Origin of the sequence: Aeromonas sp. S9(2024), assembly GCF_041403185.1 — a bacterium.
Lineage (GTDB): Bacteria > Pseudomonadota > Gammaproteobacteria > Enterobacterales > Aeromonadaceae > Aeromonas > Aeromonas enteropelogenes.
In genome coordinates, this window is record NZ_JBGLRE010000018.1 from 21,896 (window position 1) to 27,983 (window position 6,088).

Genomic DNA, 6,088 nt, shown 5'->3' on the forward strand with positions numbered 1-6,088 from the left:
CAGGTGCTGGGCCGGTTCTGCCGGACCGGTTCAGCCTCCGAAGGAGAACTGGATCACCCGATCCGGAAAGCGCAGCCGATCATATTCGCGGCGCAGGGATTCGTAATGACGAATAGCGCGATAGCGCTTGTCACGGTAGTACTGCCGCTGCTGGGTATCCTTTTCGCTGCGGATGCTGCGCTCAAGCTGATCGATCTCCCGCTCGCTGCGGGCCAGCTCGTTGCGAATTTCGCTCAGGCGGGTTTCCAGCTGATATTCCTGATAACCGCGCTGATACTGCTGCAGGAAGCTGGCATCGTTGGGACATACCCCCTGGTAGGTGACGCCGGACTTGCCCTTGCTATAGGCGAGTTCCGGAATGCAGTAGAGCTCCAGCCCCTTGTTGTAACCCCGCCGCCACTCCCCCTCATCCACCCTGAGACCATATTCGCCACAGGTGGCAACATAGTCCCGCGCCTGCTGACGGCTCTTGCCCTGCTCTCCATCCTGATACCCCAGGTTGTACCAGCTCATGGAACGGCACTCCTCTTCCGACAGCGAGCTGCAACCGGCGAGCAGCAAGGGCAGGGTCAACAACAGGATCTTGGGGGACATGAGAGGGCTCTGGAAAAGACAGTGGCTGGCATTCTAGTGAGGATGCCGGGTCGGGACAAGGGATGGAGGCGGGTTCTGACGGATACCTTTTTTTGACTTTTTCGTCACTATTTACTGTCTGCCTGAACCGGGCTCTCGGCCCGCTTTCCTTGGCGCATCGTGCGGGGTACACTGCGCCATCTTTTAACTGGCATGTAACAAAAATAATGAAAGTCCTGACCGTCGATTACCGCTCGCCCGATGCGGCGCAGCGCTTTACCGAATCCCTGCGAACCACCGGCTTCGGGGTACTGACCAACCACCCCATCCCCAAGGAGCTGGTGCAGTCCATCTATGACAACTGGTATCGCTTCTTCATGAGCGAGCAGAAACAGGATTTTCTGTTCAATCGCGAGACCCAGGACGGCTATTTCCCGCCGTCGGTCTCCGAGGTGGCCAAGGGCCACAGCCAGAAAGACATCAAGGAGTACTTCCACATCTACCCTTGGGGTCAGATGCCGGCAGAGCTCAAGGATCAGGCGATGGAGTATTATGCCCTCGCCAACAACCTGGCCGCCGAGCTGCTGGGTTGGGTCGAGCAGTACACCCCGAGCGACATCGCCGCCCACTACAGCTGCCCGCTCTCCTCCATGATCGAAGAGAGCCAGAAGACCCTGCTGCGGGTGCTGCACTATCCGCCGTTCGACGGCACCGAGGAGCCGGGCGCCATCCGCGCCGCCGCCCACGAGGACATCAACCTGCTGACCATACTGCCCGCTGCCAACGAGCCTGGCCTGCAGGTGAAGGGTTCCGACGGCGAGTGGATGGACGTGCCGTGCGATTTTGGCACCCTCATCATCAACATTGGTGACATGCTGCAAGAGGCCTCCCGTGGCTATTACCCCTCCACCACCCACCGCGTCATCAACCCGACCGGCGGCAGTGCCAGCAAGTCGCGCATCTCCTTGCCGCTGTTCCTCCATCCGCGGCCGGACGTAGTGCTCTCCGAGCGTCATACCGCCCACAGCTACCTGATGGAGCGGCTGCGGGAGCTGGGGGTGATCTGACCCGACGCGACACGCCAACCAGACCTCAAACCGGAGCAAAAACGCTCCGGTTTTTATTTTTTGGCATGATTGCATACAAAGATATGATTTATTGGTTAATCATGCCAAAAACTCTGTTTTCATCCCCATAAGCGTCGTTGTGATTGCCCGCCTCCCTCCGTAATCTGAGTGCCGTTCCAGCCCCATTTTCAGACCCTACTTTCTAGCCCCACCAAGGGGCGCTCGATTGGAGTTCTTATGAAGCAGTCCCAATGGTCATCCCGCCTCGGGTATATCCTAGCCGCCGCCGGCTCCGCAGTGGGGATCGGCGCTATCTGGAAGTTCCCCTATGTGACGGCCACCAATGGCGGGGGCGCCTTCCTGCTGGTGTTCCTGCTGTTCAGCTTCACCCTGGGGGTCATAGTGCTGATGGGGGAGACGCTGCTCGGCAGCATGAGCCGGCGCGGGGTGGTGGGCGCCTTCTCCGAACTGCTCGGCAAGCGCTGGCGCTGGGTCGGCGTCATGGGCATTCTCTGCACCCTGCTCATCTTCAGCTTCTATAGCGTGGTGGGAGGCTGGACCCTGGGCTACACCGGCATGGCCATCTCGGGTCAGCTCAACCAGGGGGATGCTGCCGCCCTCACCGCCCGCTTCAATGACTACGTTAGCGATGGCACCTGGCCCATCCTCACCCACCTGCTGTTTGCCGCCCTCACCTGGATCGTGGTGCAAGGGGGGATCCAGCGCGGGGTGGAGCGCACCCTGCGCTGGATGATGCCGGCCCTGTTCCTGATGATCCTGATGCTGGTGGCATTTGGCCTGACCCTGCCTAATGCCATGGCGGGTGTACGCCACTTTCTGATGCCCGATTTCAGCAAGCTGGGGATGTCCGGTGTGCTGGATGCCATGGGGTTGGCCTTCTTCTCCCTCTCCATCGGCCTTGGCATTCACACCACCTATGGCGCCTATCTGCCCTCCAGCGAAGGGGTCGGGCGCTCCAGCCTCTGGGTCGTGCTGCTGGCCAGCATGATCGCCGTACTGGCCGGCTTGATGATCTTCCCCGTGCTGGCCGCGACCGGCATCGATCCGGCGGCAGGGCCCGGCCTCACCTTCATGACCATGCCGGCTGTGTTCCAGCTGCTGCCATTCGGCCAGGGGCTGGCGGTCATCTTCTTCGGCCTGCTGGTGTTTGCCGCCCTCTCCTCTGCCATCTCCCTGCTGGAGCACCTGCAGTGCTTCCTGTGCGAGAGCTGGGGCTGGTCCCGTCGCAAGGCCTGCAGCGCCATCACGGCGGTCATCATGCTCAACGGCATTCCGGTCAGCCTGTCGTTCGGCCCCCTGCAAGATGCCACCCTGTTTGGCAAAACCATCTTTGAGCTGCTGGATTTCATCACCTCCAACCTGATGATGCCGCTGTTCGGCCTGATGGTGACCCTGTTGCTGGGCTGGAAGCTGGGACGCAAGGCACTGCCGCAGGGGCTGGCAGCCCACTGGCATCACCTGCTGATGAATGGTTGGCGCTGGCTGGCACCGCTGCTGATCGGCGGGATCCTGGTGCGAGGACTGGTCTGATCCTCAGCGCTTGTGGTCAGGGAGCCTGCCTTCGCGATGGGCGGCCCTGACCTTGTCGAGGGCCGCCTGCCAACGAGTAATCACGGCATCATCCTGTGACTTGCCAAAGGCGAGATACAACCAGGAGTCGTGCAATATGACCCCGCTGTTAGTGACACTCTTGGCAGACAGGCCCAGCCGCTCCAGCGCGGCATCGAGCACCATCTCCCCTACCGGCAGGGCGTCTATCTTGCCAAGCAGCAGGCGCTGCAAGGCTTCATCTACGGTCTGATAACGAACCAGATTGGTATAGCCCTCCCGGGTCAACCGCTCGTCATCGGCATTGCCCAGCACCACCCCGACTCTGGGCAGATGACGCAATTGGTCCAGCCGGGTCAGCGTTTGCCGGATGCCGGGAGGCTGGTAAATCACGACCCGATTGAGAAAAAGCGGCCCGACCCATTTGTAATGGGGAGCCCGCTCCGGCGTCCATTGGGTCACAAACAGTGCATAGCCCGGCTCCAGCCTGGTCAGTGCCAACCCACGTTTGAAGGGATAGACCCGGATAGGTTGATGCTCGCCCAGTTCTTGCTGAACCTCTTCCACCAGTCGCACGGCCAGCCCATCCAGCTTGCCCTCATGGAGATACGTAAAGGGAGGGAGCTCATGGCTGAGCAGCGTCAGGGCTGGCTGGGCCGAGAGACTCAGGCTGAGGAACAACCAGGGGATGAAGATCCATTTCATATGCAATCCTGCCTTTGCTGCTGCGATGCCGGCTTGCGGCCACGCACGCCATAGGAAACGAGGGTGATTATCCCCCAGCCATCAAGGACAAGGTAGCGAAGAGGCTGCCCGATGATCGCCCTGTGGGAAAATGGCGAGATAGCCACATATAAAAATTTTTTATTTTATGTGTCAATTTTTCTTTCCATAGTTTAGGCTGTCGACTCGGTTTATTGCTCGGGTCATCTCTTCATGTCTGCCATCCTCGTGCTGTTTGGTCGATTTTTTAGCTCGCAAGAGAGGTGACCTTGCACGCACAGCTTGTCTGAAAGTTCATTGCATAGGTCGCCTCGGGCGGCCTTTTTTGTTGTTGCCCATATTGTTGTTTGCCCAAGGAGTATCGATTCGATGTTGCATTACCCGGAGGTTGCATGAGTCAGGTTCAGTGGTCTTCCCGTCTTGGTCATGTGCTGGCAGCCGCTGGCACGGCGATCGGCCTTGGCGCGATCTGGAAGTTTCCCTATGTGACGGCCACCAATGGCGGGGGCGCCTTCCTGCTGGTGTTTCTGCTGTTCAGCTTCACCCTGGGGGTGGCGGTGCAGGTCGGCGAAACCCTGCTCGGCAGCCATAGTCAGCGAGGGGTGCTCGGCGCCTTCCGCAAACTGGTGGGTCCGAACTGGCGCTGGATGGGGTACATGGGGATCCTGTGTGGCTTCTTCATATACAGCTTCTACAGCGTGGTCGGCGGCTGGACCGTCGGCTATGCGGCACTGGCCGTGAGTGGCCAGCTCAACCTGAGCGAGGGAAGCGCCCTCACCGCCCTGTTCAATGGCTATGTCAGCAATCCCTGGTGGCCTGTGCTGACCCATCTGATATTTGCCGGGCTGACCTGGTGGTTCGTACAGGGCGGGATCCAGAAAGGGGTGGAGCGGGCCCTGCGCTGGATGATGCCGGCCCTGTTCGTCATGATGCTGCTGCTGGTCTGTGTGGGTCTCTCCATGCCTGGCTCCATGGCTGGGGTGCGCCAGCTGCTGCTGCCGGATTTCACCATGCTGACCGGCCAGAGCGTACTGGATGCGCTGGGACTGGCCTTCTTCTCCCTTTCTATTGGTCTGGGGGTACACACCACCTATGGCGCCTACCTGCCCAATAGCGAGGGGGTGGTGCGCTCAGGCGTCTGGGTGGTCACTCTGGCGAGCTTCATCTCGGTGCTGGCGGGCCTGATGATCTTCCCGGCGCTGGCATCGACCGGCATCGATCCGGCAGCAGGCCCGGGGCTGACCTTCATGACCATGCCTGCGGTATTCAACCATCTGCCGTTCGGTCAGGGACTGGGGATAGTCTTCTTCCTGCTGCTGCTGGTCGCTGCCCTCTCCTCCTCCATCTCCATGCTGGAGCACCTGGTGCGCTTCACCACCGAAGAGTGGGGCTGGTCACGCCGTGGGGCTTGCCGGGTGCTGACCCTGCTCATCATGGCCTCGGGCATCCCGGTCAGCCTGTCGTTCGGCCCCTGGAGCGATCTGACCCTGTTTGGCAAGACCATCTTCGAACTGCTCGACTACCTCACCTCCAATCTGATGATGCCGCTGTTTGGTCTGGTGCTGACCCTGCTGCTGGGCTGGCGGCTGGGGGAACGCATCCTGCCGACCGGGCTGTCACCTGCCTTGCGGCTCGCTCTGCTCTGGTGCTGGCGCATCGTGGCCCCCCTGTTGATCGCCGGGATCCTGATCCGCGGCATCCTGTAAGCCCATGCCAGAGGGCAGGCCCTGGCCTGCCCTTTTTTCTTGTCCGGAATCCTGGGTGAACCTTGGTAAAGCAAGCGAATATAGCCGCAGGCCGTCAAGTTGATGACGACGGGTGGTGGCAGTAAGGCGAAGAAAAGAGAGGCTGCAATGCGGCAGAAGAACAGCCGGCACGCCGAACGACAGGCAAAAAAAATCCCCACCTGAGTGGGGATTTTTTCTGAAACATTGCTACAGGTTTCAGCATTCTTGCAAATATGGTGGTCGTTACTGGGCTCGAACCAGTGACCCCCTCCTTGTAAGGGAGGTGCTCTCCCAGCTGAGCTAAACGACCTGGGATACTGCTAAATGATGGTGGGTCGTGCTGGATTCGAACCAGCGACCAATTGATTAAAAGTCAACTGCTCTACCGACTGAGCTAACGACCCATCTGTATCATTTTTTAAAACTGGT

The 6,088-nt window shown here is 59.9% G+C and carries 5 protein-coding genes and 2 tRNA genes; 3 read left to right on the forward strand and 4 right to left on the reverse strand.

Going from position 1 to position 6,088, the window contains the following annotated elements; genetic code table 11:
* Window positions 1–30 precede the first annotated feature (30 nt).
* Window positions 31–594, reverse strand: a complete 564-nt coding sequence (locus ACB028_RS20130; protein ID WP_371145050.1) for a DUF2799 domain-containing protein — start codon at window positions 592–594, stop codon at window positions 31–33.
* A gap of 206 nt (window positions 595–800) precedes the next feature.
* On the opposite strand from ACB028_RS20130, the gene ACB028_RS20135 reads away from it, so the two are divergent.
* Both ACB028_RS20135 and ACB028_RS20140 read left to right on the forward strand, forming a co-directional pair.
* Window positions 801–1,640 carry an isopenicillin N synthase family dioxygenase gene (locus ACB028_RS20135; RefSeq protein ID WP_371145051.1) on the forward strand — a complete coding sequence of 280 codons (840 nt, stop codon included), beginning with the start codon at window positions 801–803 and terminating at the stop codon, window positions 1,638–1,640.
* A 237-nt stretch (window positions 1,641–1,877) separates the two neighbouring features.
* On the forward strand, window positions 1,878–3,191 hold the full coding sequence (locus ACB028_RS20140; RefSeq protein ID WP_225633362.1) for a sodium-dependent transporter: 1,314 nt from the start codon (window positions 1,878–1,880) through the stop codon (window positions 3,189–3,191).
* A gap of 3 nt (window positions 3,192–3,194) precedes the next feature.
* On the opposite strand, the gene ACB028_RS20145 is transcribed toward ACB028_RS20140, so the two are convergent.
* The gene (locus ACB028_RS20145; protein WP_201981108.1) at window positions 3,195–3,914 is read right to left on the reverse strand and encodes an ABC transporter substrate-binding protein; all 720 of its coding nucleotides are present in this window, start codon (window positions 3,912–3,914) and stop codon (window positions 3,195–3,197) included.
* Window positions 3,915–4,324: 410 nt separating this feature from the next.
* Here ACB028_RS20145 and ACB028_RS20150 point away from each other — a divergent pair, with 410 nt between their 5' ends.
* Window positions 4,325–5,638: a sodium-dependent transporter gene (locus tag ACB028_RS20150; RefSeq protein WP_371145052.1), complete on the forward strand. Its 1,314-nt coding sequence runs from the start codon at window positions 4,325–4,327 to the stop codon at window positions 5,636–5,638.
* Window positions 5,639–5,893: 255 nt separating this feature from the next.
* On the opposite strand, the gene ACB028_RS20155 is transcribed toward ACB028_RS20150, so the two are convergent.
* Both ACB028_RS20155 and ACB028_RS20160 read right to left on the reverse strand, forming a co-directional pair.
* Window positions 5,894–5,969: transfer RNA gene (locus ACB028_RS20155), tRNA-Val, on the reverse strand.
* A gap of 18 nt (window positions 5,970–5,987) precedes the next feature.
* Window positions 5,988–6,063: transfer RNA gene (locus ACB028_RS20160), tRNA-Lys, on the reverse strand.
* Window positions 6,064–6,088 lie beyond the last annotated feature (25 nt).